The 20,155-nt window shown below is 60.1% G+C and carries 16 protein-coding genes; 7 read left to right on the top strand and 9 right to left on the bottom strand.

The window, feature by feature from the left end; translation table 11 throughout:
• Positions 1-8: 8 nt before the first annotated feature.
• Both C2L64_RS37645 and C2L64_RS37640 read left to right on the top strand, forming a co-directional pair.
• Complete coding sequence (locus C2L64_RS37645) at positions 9-548, top strand: carboxymuconolactone decarboxylase family protein (protein WP_007576714.1); 540 nt, start codon at positions 9-11, stop codon at positions 546-548.
• 133 nt (positions 549-681) lie between these two features.
• Positions 682-2,082: an FAD-dependent oxidoreductase gene (locus tag C2L64_RS37640; protein WP_007576713.1), complete on the top strand. Its 1,401-nt coding sequence runs from the start codon at positions 682-684 to the stop codon at positions 2,080-2,082.
• A 60-nt stretch (positions 2,083-2,142) separates the two neighbouring features.
• On the opposite strand, the gene C2L64_RS37635 is transcribed toward C2L64_RS37640, so the two are convergent.
• On the bottom strand, positions 2,143-3,555 hold the full coding sequence (locus C2L64_RS37635) for a cation:dicarboxylate symporter family transporter (RefSeq protein WP_007576712.1): 1,413 nt from the start codon (positions 3,553-3,555) through the stop codon (positions 2,143-2,145).
• Between the two features lie 27 nt (positions 3,556-3,582).
• On the bottom strand, positions 3,583-4,953 hold the full coding sequence (gene pcaB, locus C2L64_RS37630) for a 3-carboxy-cis,cis-muconate cycloisomerase (RefSeq protein WP_007576711.1): 1,371 nt from the start codon (positions 4,951-4,953) through the stop codon (positions 3,583-3,585).
• A gap of 152 nt (positions 4,954-5,105) precedes the next feature.
• On the opposite strand from pcaB, the gene C2L64_RS37625 reads away from it, so the two are divergent.
• A complete protein-coding gene (locus tag C2L64_RS37625) occupies positions 5,106-5,855 on the top strand; it encodes a GntR family transcriptional regulator (RefSeq protein WP_007576710.1) in 750 nt (249 codons plus the stop codon).
• Positions 5,856-6,307: 452 nt separating this feature from the next.
• On the top strand, positions 6,308-6,892 hold the full coding sequence (locus tag C2L64_RS37620; RefSeq protein WP_007576709.1) for a hypothetical protein: 585 nt from the start codon (positions 6,308-6,310) through the stop codon (positions 6,890-6,892).
• Between the two features lie 84 nt (positions 6,893-6,976).
• Here the strand turns inward: C2L64_RS37620 and C2L64_RS37615 are convergent, their stop codons facing one another.
• From C2L64_RS37615 to C2L64_RS37605, 3 genes are all read right to left on the bottom strand, one after another.
• Positions 6,977-8,038, bottom strand: a complete 1,062-nt coding sequence (locus C2L64_RS37615; protein WP_007576708.1) for a porin — start codon at positions 8,036-8,038, stop codon at positions 6,977-6,979.
• A 146-nt stretch (positions 8,039-8,184) separates the two neighbouring features.
• Positions 8,185-9,486, bottom strand: a complete 1,302-nt coding sequence (locus C2L64_RS37610) for a dicarboxylate/amino acid:cation symporter (protein WP_079492624.1) — start codon at positions 9,484-9,486, stop codon at positions 8,185-8,187.
• A gap of 150 nt (positions 9,487-9,636) precedes the next feature.
• Positions 9,637-10,500: an amidohydrolase family protein gene (locus C2L64_RS37605; protein WP_007576706.1), complete on the bottom strand. Its 864-nt coding sequence runs from the start codon at positions 10,498-10,500 to the stop codon at positions 9,637-9,639.
• 144 nt (positions 10,501-10,644) lie between these two features.
• Between C2L64_RS37605 and C2L64_RS37600 the strand changes: the two genes are divergently transcribed.
• Positions 10,645-11,577, top strand: coding sequence for a LysR family transcriptional regulator (locus C2L64_RS37600; RefSeq protein WP_007576705.1), 933 nt, complete (start codon positions 10,645-10,647; stop codon positions 11,575-11,577).
• A 353-nt stretch (positions 11,578-11,930) separates the two neighbouring features.
• On the opposite strand, the gene C2L64_RS37595 is transcribed toward C2L64_RS37600, so the two are convergent.
• A complete protein-coding gene (locus tag C2L64_RS37595; protein WP_007576704.1) occupies positions 11,931-13,280 on the bottom strand; it encodes an FAD-binding oxidoreductase in 1,350 nt (449 codons plus the stop codon).
• Between the two features lie 450 nt (positions 13,281-13,730).
• On the opposite strand from C2L64_RS37595, the gene C2L64_RS37585 reads away from it, so the two are divergent.
• Complete coding sequence (locus tag C2L64_RS37585; protein ID WP_007576702.1) at positions 13,731-15,152, top strand: DUF2252 domain-containing protein; 1,422 nt, start codon at positions 13,731-13,733, stop codon at positions 15,150-15,152.
• A gap of 119 nt (positions 15,153-15,271) precedes the next feature.
• Here the strand turns inward: C2L64_RS37585 and C2L64_RS37580 are convergent, their stop codons facing one another.
• Both C2L64_RS37580 and C2L64_RS54300 read right to left on the bottom strand, forming a co-directional pair.
• Complete coding sequence (locus tag C2L64_RS37580; protein ID WP_236674361.1) at positions 15,272-16,354, bottom strand: hypothetical protein; 1,083 nt, start codon at positions 16,352-16,354, stop codon at positions 15,272-15,274.
• Positions 16,355-16,681: 327 nt separating this feature from the next.
• Entirely contained in the window at positions 16,682-16,849 is a 168-nt protein-coding gene (locus C2L64_RS54300; protein WP_007576698.1) for an NAD(P)-binding domain-containing protein, read from the bottom strand.
• Between the two features lie 621 nt (positions 16,850-17,470).
• Between C2L64_RS54300 and C2L64_RS53605 the strand changes: the two genes are divergently transcribed.
• Positions 17,471-18,769, top strand: coding sequence for a hypothetical protein (locus tag C2L64_RS53605; protein ID WP_131542573.1), 1,299 nt, complete (start codon positions 17,471-17,473; stop codon positions 18,767-18,769).
• A 273-nt stretch (positions 18,770-19,042) separates the two neighbouring features.
• On the opposite strand, the gene C2L64_RS37565 is transcribed toward C2L64_RS53605, so the two are convergent.
• Complete coding sequence (locus tag C2L64_RS37565) at positions 19,043-20,005, bottom strand: SOS response-associated peptidase family protein (RefSeq protein WP_007576694.1); 963 nt, start codon at positions 20,003-20,005, stop codon at positions 19,043-19,045.
• Positions 20,006-20,155: the final 150 nt, after the last annotated feature.

Raw genomic sequence — 20,155 nt, 5'->3', positions numbered from 1 at the left:
GGTCAATCATGAGTCGCATCGCTATCCCCGCTGTTACGAACGCCACGGGCGCCACCGCCGAAGTCTACGCACGGGTCCGGAAAATCGCTGGCGGCAGCGTGCCGAACCTGTTCGCGGCGCTGGGTCATCTTGCGCCCGCGACATTGAACGGCGCGTTGAACGCCGAAGATGCGCTGGCATCGAGCAGTCTCAGCAAGCAGGATCTGGAAACCATCAAGCTGCTTGTCAGCGAGCAGACAGGTTGTGACTACTGTGTGGCCGCGCACGCGATGTTGGGGAAGATGACGGGCCTCTCGCCCGAAGCACTCCGCCAGATTCGCGCGGGCAAGGCGACGGGCGATGCCAGGCGCGATGCGCTCATCCACTTCGTGCTGAACCTGCAGACCACGCGCGGCACGATCAGCGACAGCGAACTGGCAGCCATTCGCGCCGCCGGTTACACCGACACGCAGCTAGCCGAAATCTCGCTGGCAATCGCGATGACCATTTTCACCAATACGTTCAATCGGATCAACGACACGGACGTCGATTTTCCGCCGGTCAAGTGACAGGTGCGTAGTCGGGCGGACACGTCACGCGAGACGTGCCGCTCGCTACGTCTTTGCTCTCATGCATCTCAGGCAGAAAGCCGGATCACTGCCACATCAGCCACATTAACTCGCAGGTGAATTGGAGGATGTCATGTCTCAAGTTGAACATTTCGATACATTGATTCTCGGCAGCGGCCAGGGCGGCAAGCTTCTGGCGTGGCATCTGGGACGAGCGGGACAACGCGTCGCCGTGGTCGAGCGGCAGTGGGTAGGCGGTTCATGCCCCGCCGTCGCTTGCCTGCCCAGCAAGAATGAAATATGGAGCGCGCGCGTTGCGCATCTGGCGCGACATGCCGCCGACTTTGGCACGACGACTGGTCCAGTCACTGTCGACATGGCGAAGGTGCGCGAACGCAAGCGCGGCATGATCGAACGCGAAGCAGCGTTTCATGTGCAGGCGTATGCGTCGAGCGGCGCGGAACTCATCATGGGTGTTGGCCGGTTCGTCGGGCTGAAGACGATCGAGGTGCAACTCAACGACGGCGGCACGCGCACGCTCAGCGGCGAGCAGGTGGTCGTCAATGTCGGCACGCACGCTGCCATTCCCGATCTGCCGGGCTTGCGAGCCGCCGAGCCGCTGACTCATATTGGCGCGCTGGACCTTGACTACGCGCCAGCACATCTGATCGTGCTCGGCGGCGGTTACATCGGTATCGAGATGGCGCAGGCTTATCGCCGCTTCGGCAGCCGCGTGACGATCATTGAGCGCGGTGCCCGGTTGATGGCTCGCGAAGACGCGGACGTTAGCGAAGAGATGCTTGGCATTCTGCGCGCGGAAGGAATCGATGTCGTGCTGAATGCGGAAACCACGAGTGTGAAAGGCCGCTCCGGCAAGCACGTTCGCATCGTGCTGCGCACCACTTCCGGGGAACAGGCGATCGACGGCAGCGACATTCTCATTGCTGCAGGACGGGTTCCGAACACGGCCGACATCGGTCTGGAGCAGGCAGGCATCGAGCTTGACGATCGCGGATACATTCGTGTGAACGAGCGGTTGCAGGCTTCGGCGGCTGGCGTGTGGGCTATCGGCGAAGTCGCGGGCAGCCCGCAGTTCACGCACGTTTCGGTGGACGACTTCAGGATCGTGCGCGACAACATGGCTGGCGGCGATCGCAAGACAAGCGACCGGTTGGTTCCGTACACGCTATTCACTGATCCGCCGCTTGCACGCGTGGGGTTGAATGAAAGCGATGCGCTCCGTCACGGTATCGCGGCTCGGGTTGCAATACTGCCGATGAGCCATGTTCTTCGAACCGAAGCGACGGATGAAACACAAGGCTTTATGAAGGTTCTCGTCGGTGCCAAGGATGACCGTATCGTGGGATTCACGATGATCGGCCCGGAAGCGGGCGAAGTGATGGCCTCGATGCAGACCGCGATGCTCGCTGAGCTTCCGTATCAGAAGCTCCGCGACGCCGTCATCTCGCACCTGACGTTCGCTGAAGGTTTGGGGCCGCTGCTGTCGAACGTGCCCGCGAGAGCAGCAGAGTAGATCTTCTGAGGCAGGTGTGGCGCGCGATTGCTGGCGCGCGCCACATTCTCAAGACACCGCTTAGTGCGAAGCACCGGCCCGCTTGAACGAAACGGCTGAAGGCCGTTGATCGCCGTTGCCCGCACCATCCGGAAGCAGGTCGCCATCATCCAGTCCCGCGTCTTCGCGCGCCGTATCCGGGTAGCGCTCGGGATAAAGATGACGATGCGCGCGCTGGGTGTCGAACGTGCCGGACCACCGCGCAACAACCACTGTCGCAAGGCTGTTGCCGATCGTATTGCAGGTGGCAATCGCCATCGACATGAACCGGTACACGCCGAAGATCACGGCAAGACCCTCGACGGGCAAGATGCCCGTCGACGTGACCGTCGCCGCGAACACGACGAACGATCCGCCCGACACCGTCGCGGCACCTTTCGACGTCAGCAGCATCAGCAACAGGATGCCGACCTGATGTTCGAACGTGATGGGAACGTTATACGCATGCGCGATAAACATGACACCCATCGACATGAAGATCGACGTGCCATCCAGATTGAACGCGTACCCTGTCGGCAGAACGAGTCCAACCGTCTGCTTCGCGCAGCCAAGGCGTTCGAGCTTGATCAGCAGCCGCGGCAATGCGCTTTCCGATGACGCCGTGCCGAGCACGATCAATATCTCGTCCTTGATGTAGCGCAGGAAGCGCCACATGCTGAAGCCGGCCAGCCTCGCAATGAGGCCCATCACCACGACGATGAACAGCGCGATCACCGCATAGAAGCTCAACACGAGTTGCGCGAGCGCGACCAGCACCGCCGTGCCGTTGCTACCGACCGCGAACGCCACCGCGCCGAACGTGCCCAGCGGTGCGAGCTTCATCACGAGATTGATGAACGAGAAGAGCACTTGCGAAATCAGGTCGAGCCCTTCGTTGATGCGTACGCGCCGGCTCTCGGGAATGGCGAGAATACCGATGCCCACCATCACGGCCAGCACGACGACCTGTAATAGTTCACCCTTTGCGAACGCGCCGATGAAGTTGTCCGGCACGAGATGCATCACGAACTCCGTGAAGCCTTGTGGCGCGGCCTTCGCGGCAATGACAGGCATCGCGCCCGGCGTGATGGCCGTCATGCCCTTGCCCGTCTGCAGCAGGTTGCCCGCCAGCAGGCCGATGGCAAGCGCAATCGTCGACACGACTTCGAAGTACACGATGGAGCGCCAGCCCACCCGCCCTGCGCTTTTCACATCGCCCGCCGATGCAATGCCGTGCACGATCGTGAGAAACACGAGCGGCGCGACGCCGGCCTTGATGAGCGCGAGAAAGACGTCGCCGAGAATCTTGAGCTGCGCGCCGAACTTCGGAAAGATCAATCCGACAGCAATGCCGAGCACGAGCGAAAGCAGAACCTGCATGCCCAGTTTCCGATACCAGGGCCGCCTGGCGGGTGCCGCCATCGATTCGTCGCGCGATGCGTTGTCGTTCGTCATGGTGTGTGCTCCTCCACAGATCGTTGATCAGATCTCGCTGGACAACGCGAGCGCGCGGTCGACCATCTGCGGTGCAAGACCAAGATAGTTCGCGGGGTCCGTCATGCGGTCGATCGCGTCGCGATCGAAATGGCGTGTCACTTCAGGCAGCGCAGCCAGCGCTTCGGCCAGCGTGCCGCCCTGCTCGTTCACCGTGCGGCAAGCGTCGTAGACGATGTCGTGCGCCTGCTGGCGGCCCGTGATCGGCGCAATCTGCATCATCACCGCCTCGGCGACGATCAGCCCCTTGCTGATGCCGAGGTTGTGCTTCATGCGTTCGGTATCGACGATCAGTCCGCCGAGCGCGAACTTCGCCTGGTGCAGCGCGCCCGAGGTCAGAATGAAGCTCTCGGGAATCGCAATCCACTCCGCGTGCCACGGGCCCGTCGCGCGCTCGAAGTCCTGGATCATCGCGTCCACCATCAATCCCGCCTGTTGCCGCACCGCTTTTGCCGCGGCAAGCATCAGTTCGCTCGAAATCGGATTGCGCTTTTGCGGCATCGTGCTGCTCGCGCCGCGTCCCTTCACGAACGGCTCATACACTTCGCCGAATTCGTTCGACGCCATGATCATGATGTCGGTGGCGATCTTGCCGAGCGAGCCCGTGACGATCGCGAGCAGGTTGACGGCTTCGGCGAAACCATCGCGCGCGACGTGCCATGTCGTGGCCGGCACGCCGAGCTTCAGTTCCTGCGCGAGTGCCTTCTGCACGTCGAGACCCTTGTCGCCGAGCGACGCGAGCGTGCCCGCCGCGCCGGCGAATTCGACTACAGCGACGCGCTTGCGCATCTCCGCGATGCGCTGCTGGTGCCGGTCGAACATCGCCAGCCAGATCGCCACCTTGTAGCCGAACGTGACGGGCAGCGCCTGTTGCAAGTGCGTACGGCCCGCCATCGGCGTATCGCGATGCTTCTTCGCAAGGTCGGCGAGGATGCCGCGCAGTTCGCGGATGTCGCCGTCGATCGAATCGAGCGCGTCGCGTACCTGCAGCGACACGGCCGTATCCATGATGTCCTGCGTCGTCGCGCCCCAATGCACATAGCGGCCCGCCTCGCCGCACATGCCGACGAGCTGATGCACGAGCGGCAGGATCGGATAGCCGACGATGTCCGTTTCCTCGCGCATATGGTCGAAGTCGATGCGCTCGATCTGCGATTCGCGTGCGATTGCTTCGGCCGCGTCGGCGGGGATCACGCCGACGCGCGCCTCGGCCTTGGCGAGCGCGACTTCGACATCGATATAGCGCTGCACCAGCGCGTGATCCGAAAACACGGCGCGCATTTTGGCGGTGCCGAACGCGTCGCGAAACAGGATCGAATCGAAGACGGTGCTGGAAGAAGGGATGGAGCGGCTGTTCATGGCGGGCTTGGCCTCGATCAAAACGGGTATGAAGGAATTGCGGGACAGAGTGACTGACGCCTCAATATGTCCGGACATATTCAAGATAATATGTTCGAACATATGATTCAAGCTATGATTTACCCCTGGATCAGCGCTGCCCGTCACCCGATATGAACAAACCCCATTACGCCGACATCGCCCGCGACCTGACGCAGGGCATCGCCAGCGGCCGCTTCCCGGTCGGCTCGTATCTGCCGACCGAGCTGGAGCTGCGCGACCAGTACAAGACCAGCCGTCACACGATCCGCGCCGCCTTGCATGAGCTTCAGCAGCTCGGCTTCGTGTCGCGCCGGAAAAACGCGGGCACGCGTGTCGAGTCGACACAGCCGAAGAACGACTTCCGCCCTTCGCTGGCGTCCGTTGAGGATCTGGTTCAGTTCGGCTCGAAACACCAGCGCGTGGTGCAGTCGACGGCGGAGATCGCGGCGGCGGGTCCGTTGGCCAAGGTCTTGCAATGCGATGAGGGCGATCGCTGGCTACGCATATCGAGTCTGCGTGTCGACGGCGATGGCAGACGGCCGCCGATCGGATGGACGGATGTGTACATCGATCCCGGTTATGCCGACATCGCCGAGGCCGCTCGCGAGGAACCGGACACGCTAATCAGCGCGCTGATCGAAGCGCGCTACGGCCGATGCGTGACGGAGATACAGCAGGACGTTCACGCCGTGAACGTCTCGCGGGAAATGGCTGAGCTGTTGCGGGTCGAGGCAGGCACTGCGGCACTGGAGATCGTGCGTCGCTATCTGGACTCGTCGGGCGTCGCGTTCGAGGTGTCGGTCAGTTTGCATCCCGCGGAACGTTTCTCCGTTTCGATGCGATTGAAGCGGTCAGCGGTTTCGGCGAAGGAAAATATCTGACTGGTCCGATGCCTGTCGATTGAGTCGTCGACGGTTCTGGCCGCTTATGCCAAATCCATCTGGCACCTGCGAATATCGTGCATTACACTCAATTCAGCTATGCGACCTTAAAGGCGTAGCCGACCCACGAAGTCATCATCGAGCGGAATTTTGTGCACCCCTTCTGCACGTGTCTGCCGACACCGAGTGAAAAAATGACCGCTTGGTGAAGCGTTTCGCCATTCATTACTTTGGCCCACGCTTAAGTCTTTCTTGCTTCCCACTCCAGAACACCTAGCCGCACTGACGGCCCATCGTTCTCTCTCACAGCTTGCTCCGCAGATGGCGGCAGCGCGGTATCACTGCGGCCATTTTCAATTTCAGTTGTTTGAATTGGGCGCCTACTGCAACCAGGCAATGGGCCCCTGCGCGCCGTGATCTCAAGCGCCTGATTCGATGACAAGGAGATGACCATGAAGATCAAGCATGCAAGCATTTTATCGGCAACAGCCGTTGCACTTCTCCTGCTCAGTGGTGCCGTGCAGGCCGGCGACCACGACGGCCACGGCGGCCTCTGCTCGAACGCAACGCTAAAGGGAGCGTTTGAGTTTATCGGTCACGGAGTGATTCTTGGATTGAAAACTGCCGATGGTGTGTTGCATCCGTACGCCACTCAGCCGATCCTCGATGACGTTGCCCTGGTGACGTTCGACGGCGCGGGCACTTTTCAACGCACCGACTTCGGCATGATCGGCGGGTTGCCGAAAGGGGGAAAGACGACATTCAATCCGAAACAGGAAGGCACCTACACGGTGAACCCCGATTGCACCGGCACCATGAAAATCGTCTATACCGCCGGCGGAGCCGTTCCCGCGGGCGTCGAGACTGATCTGAACATCGTCATTGCTGCCGACGGGACGCTCGTCGAATCCGTTGTCTACAAGGCGGTCACCGTGGCAGGCGAGAGCCTCGACCACACAATGTGTCCACCGAATTGCGAGCAAGGTGTGCAAGAGTACTTTGAGGGGAAAAAGATTCTCGTCTACGGCTTCCGTTAGTCGAGTCGCGGATGGGTTCATGCCTGGCCACGGGCGCAGGCTTTCTGCCTTTAAAGCCTGCGCCTTCTGCGAAATAGCTGCAGCCTAGAAACTGTGCTGCATGCCGACTCCATAAGTACTGCCGGAAGGATTGCCCGTCAGCTTGTCATAGGAGTAGACCGCATAAACATAGGTTCGCTTCGAAAGAATATAGTCGTACGCGAGGCTGCCCGTATTGCGTACATCGCTGCGATCGAGTGGCGCGCTGTGTTTCGTGCGAGCCCACTCGGCGAGGATCACATTCGACGGCGACAGCGGAACCGACACGCCCAGTTCATACGTATGCGAGCCCGTTTCCACGTCGTTGTTGCTGGTCATCTGCGCGGCGCCGTAGACCTTGACGAAGCTGGCGTCGTAGGCGGCACCCACCAGATACAGGTATTGTCCCGTCGACGGCGCAACTGCAACTGAACGTACGCGTTGTGCGGAGAAAACGGCCGTCACTGGTCCGTTCACATAGGTCAGGTGCAGGCCAAGATTGTCTCGCCCCTGATGTCCAGTCGCGCTGCTCACGCCATAGATCACAGTACCCGTGAGGCCGCCATAACTGGGCGACACATATTCGACAGCGTTCTGCCAGACCGTGTCGCCGATCTGCGTATTGTTGTAGCTCGCCGTGTACGACTGCACGATCAACGGCGAAAACACCACGGACGAACCAAACGGATTGACGAACTGCTGGTTGATATAGGTCGGGTTGGTCTGCTCGCCGAGTTTCACCGTGCCGAATGCGCCAGTCAGGCCCACATAGGCATTGCGCGAGAACAGACCGTCCGTCGCGTTCCGTCCATTTTGCCCCGTGTTCGGTCTAAAGAAGCCTTCGAGCGAGAAGACAACTGCATTGCCGCCGCCGATATCTTCGCGCCCGCGCATGCCCCAGAACGAGGTCGTCATCCCGCCGCCGCCCATCTGAACCGTGCTCGCGCGAGTCGTGCTGAGTTTCGAACTGTCGATATACATCCCGATCAGGCCGTACATCTGAACCCCCGGCGATGTCATCGTCGCCGCGCCCGCTGCGGCTTGCGAGGCGTCGGCATGTGCGACACCCGCCGTTGCCGCGAACCACGCTGCTGCGGCACAACGAATACAACGAACATTGAAACCCAACGCGTTTTGCTGATTGCTTTTTCTAGTTGACTTCAACTGCGTCTCCAGACGGTTTGGATTTTTCAGGCGCGAGTGGTCCCGCTGCGTGTGCTCGACGCACACGCAGACCACAAAACACTCAGGCGTTTTGTTGTTTGGCTAGCCGGTCATCCCGCGCGACGGCGCAGCATTTCGGCGTTCAGTTTGGAACGGTCGAGTTCGTGTTCCCATGCGGACACGACCAGCGTCGCGACACCGTTGCCGATCGTGTTGACGATCGCGAGCCCGGTGCCCATGAAGCGGTGAATGCCGAGAATCAGCACCATTCCCGATACAGGAATCAGCGGGAAAACCAGCAACGTCGACGTCAGCATGACGAACGCCGCGCCCGCCACACCGCTAGCGCCCTTCGACGTCAGCATCGCCACGCCAACCAGCGTCAGTTGCTGCGTCAGGCTGAGTTCGACGTTGAATGCCTGCGCGATGAAGAGCACCGCCATCGTCAGGTAGATGTTCGTGCCGTCGAGGTTGAACGAATAGCCCGCTGGAATCACGAGACCCACCACCGATTTCGAACAGCCGAGACGTTCGAGTTTTTCGAGCATCTGCGGCAACGCGGCCTCGGACGAACTCGTACCAAGCACGATCAGAATTTCTTCGCGGATATAGCCCATGAAGCGCAGGATGCTGAAACCAAGCATCCGGGAGATCGCGCCGAGCACCACCAGCACGAAGACGACGAGCGTCAGATAGAACGCACCGATCAGCTTCAGCAACGGCAGCACTGCACCGATGCCGTACGTGCCGATCGTGAAGGCAATCGAGCCGAACGCACCGATTGCCGCGACCTTCATGATGATGTGCACGATGCCGAAGAACGTATGCGCGAAGCCTTCGATCATCGTGACGAGCGGTCGTCCGCGCTCGCCTGCGGCCGCGAGCGCAGCACCGAACAGCACCGAGACCAGAAGGATTTGCAGCACATTGCCGGACGTGAACGCACCCGAAACCGTGTCGGGAATGATGTGCATCAGAAACTCGACCGTGTTCTGCTGATGCGCGGCCGTGGTGTAACCCGTCAGTGCTTTCGTATCGATCTTCGCCGGGTCCAGGTTGAAACCGCTGCCAGGATGAAACAGATGCCCTGCAACCAGACCGACCACCAGCGACAGCGTCGACACCACTTCGAAATACAGCAGCGCCTTGCCGCCCACGCGGCCGACCTTCTTCATGTCACCCATGCCCGCGATGCCCGTGACGACGGTGCAAAAGATGATCGGGCCGATCACCATCTTGATCAGCTTGATGAACGCGTCGCCGAGCGGCTTCATTTGCACTGCCAGCGACGGCATGAAATGGCCGAGCAGCACGCCGAGCAGAATCGCGACGAGCACATGGAAATACAGCGCGCGATAAAAAGGCTTCTTCGTCGCCGTTGTGCGCGACGTCATGACTGCACCGTTACTCATGACGTCGCTCCTCGACGGAGGGCTTGCCAAAACATCTGAATCATCGTGTCTCCTGACCATGGATTGTTAGCGAAAGGACGGGGCATGCTGCTTTCCCGTCTGTCTGCCATCGGATGTGGCAGTTCAACGCGTAGTGTTTAAATTGGACTCTCAGAACCCGTAAAGGCGCGCGGGGTTCGTCACCAGCAGTTTCTCGCGCAGCGCAGCGTCTGGACAGAAACGGAACAACAGATCGACCAGTTCGCCGTCGTTCGGCATGTCCTTGCTGATATTCGGATGCGGCCAGTCGGTGCCCCACAGCACGCGGTCGGGCGCAGCCTCGATCAGCGTGCGTGCAAAGGGAATCGCGTCGTCGAAAGGCCGCCGCCCCGCCGACACGCGTTCCGCGCCGCAGACCTTAACCCAGGCGAGCGGATTTCGCATGAGTTCGAGCAGTTGCCTGAACGGCTGCTGATCCAGCCCGGCTTCGGCACGCACACGCCCCATGTGGTCGATCACGAACGGCACCTTGATACGTGCAATCCTCTCCGCGTATTGCAGGATGTCCTGTGCGTCCAGATGCAGCACCACGTGCCAACCGAGCCGCTCGATACGTTCCAGCACCGAGTCGAATACGTCGAGATCGGGCGCGCCGCCCAGATGCGCGACGAAGTTGAAGCGCACTCCGCGCACGCCGTGTGCGTCCAGGTGAGCAAGCTGTTCGTCGGTCACCTTGCCGTCGACGATTGCAACACCGCGATAGCGCCCATTGCCGCGCGTAATCGCGTCGAGCATCGCTGTGTTGTCGGTGCCATGGCAACTGGCCTGCACGATCACGCCGCGGCTCGCGCCAAGAAAATCATGCAACGCGACGAGACGCTCGAACGGCGCGTCGGGAGGCGTGTAGCTGCGGTCTGGCGCATACGGAAAGACGTCGGCGGGGCCGAATACGTGGCAATGCGCGTCGCAGGCGCCAGCGGGCAACGCGTGGGCCGGTTGAACGGGATGGGGATCGGGCGGCAAACAGGATTTCATCGAACGTCGTCTCTTTGTGCAGGTTCCGCGTGCGGCACGGACTCGATTGAATGAGCAATTGGATGAGCGGATTGTGACGGCGCATGGTTCTGTCTACAATTGCCATACCCAACTAGCTGATATGTGAAATTCACATACCTTTCAATGGAACTGAAGCAGCTTGAGGCATTCGTTCAGGTCGCTGAACTTGGAAGCTTTACGCGCGCCGCAATCACGCTGGACACCAACCAGCCCGCTCTGAGCCGGCTCGTGCGGCAACTGGAGGTGGAATTGCGTCATACGCTGCTCGAACGCAATGGACGCGGCGTGACGCCGACGCCCGCCGGCCAGCGGATGCTCGCGCACGCGAAAGGCATCCTTCAGCAAGTGCAGCGTGCGTCGCAGGACCTCGACGGATTGCATGGCGCGCCCGGAGGTCATTTCGGCATCGGCATCACGCCCAGCTTCGCGAAGGTAGCAACGCACGAACTCGTCAAGAGCTTTCGGACGACGTTCCCGGGTGCAACCATTTCCGTGGCGCAGGGCCTTTCCACGTATCTGATCGAATGGCTGATGATGGGCCGGATCGACGTCGCGGTCATGTACGACACGTTCGATACGCCGTTGATCGACAAGCGAACCATCTTTACCGAAGAGCTGTTCCTGATCGGCCCGGATACGGGCGACGCAGGCGGCGATGTGCCGGTTGCGCCGCTTGCGCCTTTGACTGCCGTTCCGTTGCGGGAAATCGCGCGCTATCCGCTTGTCATCCCTGGCCGTATGCATGCGATCAGGCGGATGGTCGAATCGGCAGCAGCGGAGCAAGGCGTGCGGTTGCGGATCGAACTGGAGGTCGATGCTGTCACGTCGATTCTCGACCTTGTCACCGAGGGCATCGGGTACGCAGTGCTATCGCTGAACGCAACGACAAGCGATGCGCTCAAGCGCCGCTTTCAAGTGATGCGGATCACTGAACCGACGCTCTTCAGCCGCCTCGCGATTGCGACCAGCAGCAAGCACACGTTGTCGCAACTGGCGATCCAGGCAATTGCGATGCTTGAAGCGAAGATTCTGCCGTTGTATGGGAATGCTGTGTGATGGTTGTGTTTGCGTCCGCGATTTAGAGCGGCGTGTGGTGGTCGGTCGGTGGAAGTGTGTGGGCGCTACGTCACGGTGGAGTGGACAAGTCATCGGCCATTGCGGTCATTGGACCATCTGTTACGTCGAACGACAGCTGTCCTCCTGCCGGAGGACAGCCGCGACCCGTTGCTGCCGGTCGTGCAGTCGGAGGTGCAAGGGCCGGTATCTGAGTGGAACGGTCATTCCGTACCGCCACTCGATTTCTTTTACGTCACTTATGGCCGCCTCGCAAATAGACCGACGGACGCTCTTTCCGTCTTTCTCGCTGCTCACGGTCGTTCGGCAGCAATGATATTCGCTGCACCAAAAAATCACGCAGAGGTAGGTCGCGGGAAGGGCACGATATTCTGATTGAGGCGAAAGAGGTTGCTCGGATCGCAACGGGCTTTCAGACGCGCAAGCCTTTCATATTTGAGAGCGCCATATGCACCTGGAGCGATGGCGGTATCTCCCTGTTCGTTGACGTAATTGGCCTGTATGGACTGGTCCGATATCCTTGTGGCGGCAGCCCGCCCCCATGCTATGCACCGTTCGTCGTCCGCCGGATCATCCCACACGGGCTCGGTAATCCAATAGTATGCCGCTTGTCTCCCGGAATAGGCGGTCGCATCCTCTGGCACGTCTGCGACCGCGCCTCCGAGTTGCAACACGTAAAACTCCGAATCGGGAGTGGGAGCCGCATCAACCTCCCGGAGCATCGTATCGATCGCATTGCTCGTGATACTCCGCCAGAAACCGCCTTTGGCATAGTACCGCCGGCACCAGGCGAAGTGGTCATCGTTGCAGCTTTGTAGCTGGACGAACGGCAGGTGCGCGATGGTTCCCTGTCCTGCTTGCGCGAGCAGTCCAAACGGACCGAGCATTTGCTTCGCGTGAGCGATATCGCCCACCCAGACCGCCGTCACGCTCAAACTCGATGACGTCAAAGTGAATGCGACGGAGAACTCGCGCGGTCGAGATCGAGCCAACTCGTCGAGGGTGCCGAGCGCCTCCTTTGCGTGTCTGATCGGGTAGTTCCATTGGCCGACCATGACCGGTCCCAATGCGCAAAGCTTGAAACGGAAGCGGGTGACGATACCGAAATTTCCACCACCCCCGCGTAACCCCCAAAATAGCTCTGGGTCTGAATGGATATCGATCCAGTTCACCGCTCCGTCCGCGGTTACGAGTTCAACTCCCGCAAGGTGATCAATCGTCAGCCCAAACGCGCGGCTGAGCCGGCCCATGCCGCCACCCAGAGTCAGTCCGGCAACACCGGTATGGGAGATCACGCCCGCTGGTACCACATTACCTTTGGGAACGAGCGCCTGATCGAGATTGCCCAACAGGGCTCCGCCGCCAACGTCTACCGTCCCGGCGTTTTCATCCATGACGACCGAATTGAGCCGTGAGAGATCAAGCACGAGACCATCGTCACAGGTGGATAGGCCCGGTATGCTATGGCCGCCTCCTCGCACTGCCAGGAGGGCATTGCTCTGGGCTGCCGAGTCGATGGCCCTTCGAACATCATCGACGCTCTCCGCCTGCAATATTGCGGCGGGCCTGCGGTCGACAAGGCCATTCCACACCCGCCGCGCAGGGTCGTAGTCTGGATGGTCCCGACCGATCACCGGTCCTCGGAATCCAGACGAAACGAGCTTACTGAGCAACCTTCCATGCATGGTGTCGAAAGCTCCGTTAACTTTCTCGTTCCATGAAGATTGTGATGGGGCTCAGGATCGGCATCACCGAACGGAAGATGTTGCCTCTCTTGCAGCCAAAGGCATCGCAAAGTTCGATGGCCTCCTTCGTGAACGTCACCGTCGGCGAACGAGCGATTGCGTACCCGCGATTTCGTATGGCGTCCACGCAAGCAGTCATCAGGCCACACGCAACGCCTTTGCGACGGGCGCACCATTCCGGCCAAGAAAGCTGGAAAAAAACCCGGATTCCATAGACGAACCTAACGCCGAGGATAGCCTGTCGCCATGCGTGTCCGTGCCCCGCCCCGAAGGATGCCGTTGATTTTGATCTACGTGATCCTCCGTCTGTTTCCTATCCTTTCATATAGATCTCGATATCAAGCGGATTCCAGATCCAGGTAGCGCCAACCTGACAAGGGGGAATGTCGCATGTCCAAGAATGATAAGAGAAAGATCGAGAGTGCTGCACCTCAAAACGGGACGCCTTACTTATCGGCCGATGAGCGCGGCGCCAAAGGGCGGGCACTGCGCGATACGGCGCCGCGTGCATCGCATGCAGGATGGAACGCGCCCAAGGATCGCCGTGATCCGGTTGAACTCCTGATCGAATCCAATGAGGGCCGTATCCTGAGCCTGACCCCGATCCGCTTCGGGCGTATGGCTGCTTCGCCTTTCGCGTTTTATCGCGGTGCGGCCGTACTCATGGCAGCCGACCTTGCCGGGACACCAACGAGCGGGCTCCGGGTGCAGGCGTGCGGCGATGCGCACCTGATGAACTTCGGCGGCTTCGCGACGCCCGAACGCAACGTGATCTTCGACGTCAACGATCTCGACGAGACGCTGCCGGCCCCTTTCGAATGGGACCTCAAGCGGCTTGCGGCCAGCGTGGTCGTTGCGGCGCAACATCTGGAGCTTCCCCACAGCGACGCCGGACGCGTGGCCACCGATCTCGTGCGCGCATACCGCGAACGGATGGTCAATTTCGCCGGGATGCGGGCCCTTGATGTCTGGTACAACAAGATCGACCTGCAAAAGTATGAAGATCGAACGGGCGATCCAGCTGTCGTGGCAGCGGCGCGCAAGCGGTTGGCGGAGCGGCTCGAAGTCGAGCGGCGTAAGTCGGTGCCTGACCATCTGTATCCGAAGCTTGTCTCGGAGCAAGGAGTCAAGCCCAGGATCAAGGATGAGCCCCCCCTGATCTTCCATCCGACGGAAGAACAGGCTCCCGGTCTTGAGACAGGCTACAGGGAAGCCATCGCCTCGTATCGGGAGAGCTTGCCCGAGCACGTCCGGATACTGTTCGACCGCTTCCACTACGTCGACCTGGCCCTCAAGGTCGTCGGCGTGGGAAGCGTTGGCACGATGTGCGCCGTGGGCCTGTTCATGGCGGCGGACGACGATCCGCTGTTCCTGCAAGTGAAGGAGGCGAAGGCCTCGGTGCTCGAGCCGTACGCGGGCAAGAGCCTGCACCCCAATCATGGCCAGCGTGTCATCGTGGGTCAGCGCCTCATGCAGTCGGCGAGCGATGTGTTCCTCGGATGGACCCGAGGGGTGAACGGCCGCGAATTCTATCTCCGCCAGCTTCGCGACATGAAGTTGTCTGCGGTCATCGAGGATTGGGATACAGGCTTGTTGCGGCAATATGCGCGGATGTGCGCGCATGCCTTGGCTCGCGCGCATGCCCGCTCCGGCGATGCTGCGATGATCGCCGGGTACATGGGCTCCGGACAGACCTTCGACGACGCGGTCGGCGAGTTTGCGACGGAGTATGCGTCCCAGAACCGAAGCGACTATCGGGCCTTCCTCAGCGCAATCAGAGGGGGCCGGATCCAGGTGATGGTCGAGGAATAGACAGGAACGCTGCGGGGCCTTTCCGGGGAGATGCTTGCCTGATGCCAACTTAAGGCCAGGCGGCAAAAATCTCGACCGTCAATGACCCCCACCACACCCCCTTCAACCCTTTTTCCAACCTAGTCCACTTTCCAACTCTTCGCCGGATACTCCGGAATGCCAAGCGAGGTTCCCGCTTCCTTGAATGTCACAGTCAGTTGATCACGGATCAATTCAGCGGGATCGCCAATTGTCAGCGACGACTTCGAGCCATCCCATGTGTGGCTCCAGTCGATCTTCTGATTCATGCGCGGAATCAGCGGCAGCGGGCCGATAGTCTTGTCCGGCGGGTTCAGCACGAACGGCAGGATCTTGCCTTTTGCGCAGGTAAGCTGTGCCTTTGGCGTTATCTCATCGGTTGCCTTACCGATGACATAGTGCGTCGAAATGATCTGGAATATCTCGCGTACGTAAATCGCGTCGGATTTTTTGTCAACGCCGCCGACCAGATCCTCACGCGGATCATTGAGCAACACGAAGCTCACGCGCGCACGCATGGCGCCCTGAATCCACGCCGCGGTCTTTTCAATCGGCCACACTTCCTTGCGCTCCGTGGCTCCGACATCGACTTTCGCGCGCACGGAACTCGACAACGTCTGCTTCTGTTCTTCTTCACTCAGCGTGCGTTTTCCCGCGATTCGATACAGGATCACCGGCTTTTTCGCCTGATGCAGCAGGATTGCCGTGTTGTACGCCATGATCGCGATTTCAAGCATGCGGTCGGCGCTGATCGGCGTTGTTTCGACTTTGCCGCTTCTCTGCTGGTAGTGCGTAGCATTCTTGTGAAAGCCGGACCCAACCTCTTTTTCGATCGCAAGGGGCCGCGTGGCCGTTGTTACGCCGCGCAGCCTGGCGAGTGTGTCGTCGTCGAATGTGTTGCTCTGCAATACGGCGGCAAGCAGATTTTCCCCTGTGTTCGCAGGCTGCGGGATGGGCTTCTCTTTGCGCAGGTCGCGATTCTTGGGCTTTAGGTCTGCAAAGAGGAAAGGCTGGCGGCGTTGCCACTTGCCGCGACACAGTTCCGAGCACCACGGGTTCTGGTCCTTGCTGACGGGGACCTCTTTTGCGCAGACGACACACAACATGGCTATCTCCTCGCGAGGCGGCAGCTTTAATGCTAGGCGTTCGCGAAGAGGAAGTCGATTAAGATCGGACGAAATCATCGGTCGATGCGAGGCGCGTGAAATGGGCAACTACATTCGGCCAGCAGCCTTTTGAACTTCACGGATCTTCAACCGGCCCGATGATCTTCATTGCTTCGACAGGAAGAGCCAAACCAGTTCACCGTCGGACTCAGTTGTTTGAGGCATGACGATCTCTCGACGATCGAGAGCAGTCTGGCGCAGTTGACGATGTAGGCGGTTCCCAGCCGCCGGTAGAAGATGCCCCGCGTGGGATGCAGCGGTGTCGAACGGCATGACTGTCATCGACGTCACTGGCTTGATGAAATTGTCGAGGCTGAGAAACCGCCTCGCGCCATATGCAGCCGTTTAACCGAACTTCACCAGATTCAACGTCGGCAACGGACCACCCGGAAACTGCACGAGCCGCGCGCTAATCGCGAGAGGGCCAAGATCGATACCAAAAAAGCCGAGCCGCTCGATGAACTCGCCGATCTTTGCTTTCGCCTGCGCATCATCGCCTGAATAGAACAGCACGCGCTTGCCGCCTTCGCTTGCGGGATCATGGGCAGCGGTTCGGCCATTGCAGACGTTAGAGTGTCGGCTACCGTGAGGCAGCTGATAGGCGCTTCGCCGCCGTTCGCGCCGCCGTAATGCGCCTGCGTAACGCAGCCACGCTTCGTACTTGAATATTCCTGAATCGAGCCACCGGCTTGTTCAGCGTGCCCGTAGGCGAGAGACGGCGGGGCAGCGACATTGCGATAAGTTTTCTATCATGAGCCAGTGGGCTACGAAAACGTTGCTATCCACGCGGCCGACAAATCGGACCATCGGACGAGCGGTCGGACGCGGAGCTGGCATGCTTTTTTAGTCAGACCTCAATGTTGGCGCGAGACGATGCGGACGATCGCAATGGCCGCCGCGAGTCTGCTTGCGGTCGCAAAGCTCAAGCGATCCCGTCAAGTACCAACCGTTTGCAAAGGTCTGCCATAAGGACCTTTGAAAATCGGCGTGCCTGGGCGCATGCGGCTTGGCCGTTCGGGTTCTGGCTGGCAAGCGTAAGCAGTTCCTCGTTGAACAGGAACTGCGCATGAAATACCCCGGGTGCCTGCGACGGAGTACATGGCCCGCCCTGCCACGGCTGGCAAGGAAGTCGAGATGTCTCACGAACTCTACATCCAGTTACTTAGCGCGATGTTCCTGTTCTGGAATGGGGCGCGCATCCTGACGTACCTTCCGACCATCGGCAAACTCCTCGCGAGGGAAGCAGACGTGCGCAGCCACAGTCTGCTCAGTTGGGGTAGCTGGGCTATCAGCAATGGCACGTTCGCACTCATGCTCCTCGAAATGAGCCGGGGAATTCCAAACGGAATGTTCTGGATGAATCTGGCCAATACGCTGATGTGCGTGATCGTTTCGGTCATCATTCTCTTCAGGAGGTTCTCTCGAAAGATCACGCGAAATGAGTCGGGGGCTGGCGCCATGTCCATGCAGCCGGGGTTGCTTCATCGGCGTGCAGGTAGCCTTGCTGTCGGCGCCAATCTTGCTGTTGATCCAGTGCCGGTCGCACCGTCTACGTGGTTCGGACGCCCCGAGCTTTGGGTTGCGTGGACGAGCGCATTGGCCTTCGGGGTCGCGGGTGCCATCACGCTTGATGTCTGGCCCAACTATCATGATCAGAGCGCCTACGACGAATTCAAGGCCGGCACCGAGGTGCACGGGACAATCGAACCGGTATCGCCGACACAACAAGTGTCCTCGTCGGGTCCGGTCACGTCATCAACCGCACCTTCTGCTCGCGCAATCGCCCATACCGCACTCACCACTCCTACGCCTTCCACTTCGCCCGAGCGCCGCGCGGCACCTTCCCGGGGTTCTGCTGCACGGCGGCCAGTTGCAGGGCGGCCTGGCAAAGCGGGCAGCGGCGTGCCCCAAAAACGCGGGAATTGGGCGTCGCACTTTATGGCGAGCGTGCGGCAGGCGCTCGGGATCCCCCGATCCGCACCGCCAAAGCGACAGATGTCTTCGCCCGGTCGTAGCGCACCGCCATCGTCGGCTTCTTCTCGTGGAACTGCGGTTTCCCGCGCTGAGATCGCCCGCCACGTGCCTTCCCCTCCGTTCAATCACGGCGCTGCACCGTCCCGGGATTTCGCTGCATCGCAGTTTGCTACGGGGCGGCCTGGTCGTCCGGGCGATTTCGCGACGCAGGATCGCCCCCGTCCGGCGCGCCCCGTTCCCGTGTATGAAGCGCCGCCAACCGTCGTGTTTGAAGCGGCTCCCGTAGTCGAATACGCGGGACCGCCAGGCGTGTATCAGGAGCCTCCCGTCATGTACGCGCAAGCGCCCGATGCCTACGGTCACGGAGATGAGGGCGAGTACAGGGACCGTCGGCAATGGCACGACAATGGCTTGCACAAGGGCTGGAAACATCATCAGCACGAGGAGGACGGCGATTGATGCCTGCCGCTCCTCCGCTGTACTCAACGCACTGTGCTCTCCAATCCCGGCTGCTTTGTACCGGCGACTGCATTTTTTATGCCTGACGCCTGGCTTCCAACCTTCGTTCGGTTTCCTGAACGTCACCTGGATAGTATAAGGAGCCGGATAGCTTCATCTGGGCAATACACCCGCACCCATCCCGCTGAAGTCGGACGCTCAGCGTCGAGATATACCTTCATGGTGTCGAACGAGCGATTGAAAAACGGGATTGACTAAGGTGTGAACCGCGAATCACGCGGCAAGTCGGTGCTCATAGTATGGTCGTTCCTTGTCGTCAAGAATCGCGTACAAGGCAGCAACATCCTTTGGGTCTGGGTTCAGCCATGCGTCGATATGCTCTTCTTTGATGGGCACAATGCATCGGTCATGACCGGCCGCAGCAATTTCCTCGGGCGGCTCGTCCGTAATTGCAGCAAAAGACAGCAGGTCTGGCTCACCAGGAGCGGACCAATGCGACCACAGACATGCCACGAACATCGGTTGGCCGTCGCTCGGTCGGAATTCCAGCACCACATTCTCGTCCTTCTCACCATCCGCAAGCTGACGCCCTTCCATCTTCGCGCGGCTCACGTTCTCATAGAACACATCGACGACGAGGATGCCGTGTCGATAGCCGAAGAGAGGCTTCCAGAATCCACCCAGGTTGTCGCGACGCGCGTTGTAGGTGCCCGGATATTTGATGTCGTAGTTCGCGGGCTTTCCGGCAATGCGGCATTGATAGCGCATCGGCTTGATGACGCGCTCGCCATCTTCAACGACGAGGACGGGTGCGTAATAGCCAGGATATATGCGTGAGTCCTGAGGTTTCAGCTCTGTGCGCTTGAGGTCATCAATGCGCCTCAGCGTGGCTTCGATTTTGTCAGTCGCAATTCGTTTGCCCGCTGATGCCGCCTTGGTCACCTTCTTTTCCAGCGTGCGCTCTGCGTCTGCAAGCCGGGTACGCTGCTTGAACAGTTCCTGTTCGAGAGCGGAATTCTGGGTCTCATTGAACCAGCCAATGGCGCGCCGGATTGCATCCGTTGCGGCCTCGTCCGCCTCCAGGAATGCAACATCAAGCGCCTTTGGGACTTTAATCCTGGAAGCAGCCTCTGCCCTATCGAAATAGAGTTTCGCGAAGTCCTCGATGCTCATATGGGCACCGAACATCCGAACGTATCGACGGTAGTTCGCCTGAATTTGCGCGCTGTAGCACATCAAACTCTCCCAAAGACAAATATCCAGCCGGCAGGACGGTAATACGGCCAGTCTCCGCGTACACCCGCAACGTGCATCTGCCGTTTGGCGACGGATCGCGCAAATAGTTAAGTCCTTTTCCCGCTCCTATCGCGTAGCTCAGCTTCGGCG

The sequence above is a fragment of the Paraburkholderia hospita genome, from assembly GCF_002902965.1.
GTDB lineage: Bacteria > Pseudomonadota > Gammaproteobacteria > Burkholderiales > Burkholderiaceae > Paraburkholderia > Paraburkholderia hospita.
The sequence above is the reverse complement of the archived record's forward strand: the minus strand, read 5'-3'. Positions and strand labels throughout refer to the sequence as shown.

Coding starts and splice junctions, on each gene's coding strand:
- C2L64_RS37645 (WP_007576714.1), top strand. CDS start 9: ATGAGTCGCATCGCTATCCCCGCTGTTACGAACGCCACGGGCGCCACC.
- C2L64_RS37640 (WP_007576713.1), top strand. CDS start 682: ATGTCTCAAGTTGAACATTTCGATACATTGATTCTCGGCAGCGGCCAG.
- C2L64_RS37635 (WP_007576712.1), bottom strand. CDS start 3,555: ATGACGAACGACAACGCATCGCGCGACGAATCGATGGCGGCACCCGCC.
- pcaB (WP_007576711.1), bottom strand. CDS start 4,953: ATGAACAGCCGCTCCATCCCTTCTTCCAGCACCGTCTTCGATTCGATC.
- C2L64_RS37625 (WP_007576710.1), top strand. CDS start 5,106: ATGAACAAACCCCATTACGCCGACATCGCCCGCGACCTGACGCAGGGC.
- C2L64_RS37620 (WP_007576709.1), top strand. CDS start 6,308: ATGAAGATCAAGCATGCAAGCATTTTATCGGCAACAGCCGTTGCACTT.
- C2L64_RS37610 (WP_079492624.1), bottom strand. CDS start 9,486: ATGAGTAACGGTGCAGTCATGACGTCGCGCACAACGGCGACGAAGAAG.
- C2L64_RS37605 (WP_007576706.1), bottom strand. CDS start 10,500: ATGAAATCCTGTTTGCCGCCCGATCCCCATCCCGTTCAACCGGCCCAC.
- C2L64_RS37600 (WP_007576705.1), top strand. CDS start 10,645: ATGGAACTGAAGCAGCTTGAGGCATTCGTTCAGGTCGCTGAACTTGGA.
- C2L64_RS37595 (WP_007576704.1), bottom strand. CDS start 13,280: ATGCATGGAAGGTTGCTCAGTAAGCTCGTTTCGTCTGGATTCCGAGGA.
- C2L64_RS37585 (WP_007576702.1), top strand. CDS start 13,731: ATGTCCAAGAATGATAAGAGAAAGATCGAGAGTGCTGCACCTCAAAAC.
- C2L64_RS37580 (WP_236674361.1), bottom strand. CDS start 16,354: ATGATTTCGTCCGATCTTAATCGACTTCCTCTTCGCGAACGCCTAGCA.
- C2L64_RS53605 (WP_131542573.1), top strand. CDS start 17,471: ATGTCTCACGAACTCTACATCCAGTTACTTAGCGCGATGTTCCTGTTC.
- C2L64_RS37565 (WP_007576694.1), bottom strand. CDS start 20,005: ATGTGCTACAGCGCGCAAATTCAGGCGAACTACCGTCGATACGTTCGG.